The organism is Vibrio sp. 1580 (genome assembly GCF_033340055.1).
In genome coordinates, this window is the sequence record NZ_JAWOVT010000574.1 from 1 (window position 1) to 559 (window position 559).

Genomic DNA, 559 nt, shown 5'->3' on the forward strand with positions numbered 1-559 from the left:
GATTTCTCTTACCGTAATTTCGAAATCATCGCGCATCGAGGCATGAGACTCGGCCATCAGCTCGCCCATACGCTTCATGTCGTGTGCTTGTAGCGCTTGTGCCGCTTCCACAGTACGATCATTTTCTGTGATGACATGACGGGCACGTTTTGCCACCATTTCATCCAGCTCAGCGACTTTCTCGTTGAACTGCTCAATCGTCACATCACGCAAAGCTTTCACACCGAAAATACGTGCCGCTTCTTCACATTGCTGACGACGAGTGTTGTATTCGCTGTCGACCAAACCACGTTTTTTATTCGAGTTGATGATCACGACAGCCATCTCTTCTGGCATAGAGACTGCTTCAGTTTCAAGGCTACGGCAATCTAATAGCATCGCATGATTTTCACGCCCTTCCGCTGAAATCATTTGATCCATGATGCCGCAGTTGCAACCGACGAATTCGTTCTCAGCTTGCTGACCGTTTAACGCAATTTCGGCTTGGCTGATCTCAAGATTGAACAGCACTTTGAACGTCTGGCCAATCACCACTTCCAACGCCGCCGATGAGCTCAAA

General features: G+C 48.7%; 1 protein-coding gene. It reads right to left on the reverse strand.

Going from position 1 to position 559, the window contains the following annotated elements:
- Nucleotides 1-559, reverse strand: a 559-nt coding sequence (gene galK / locus R7093_RS27235) for a galactokinase (RefSeq protein WP_318147278.1), incomplete at both ends; no start/stop codon positions are given.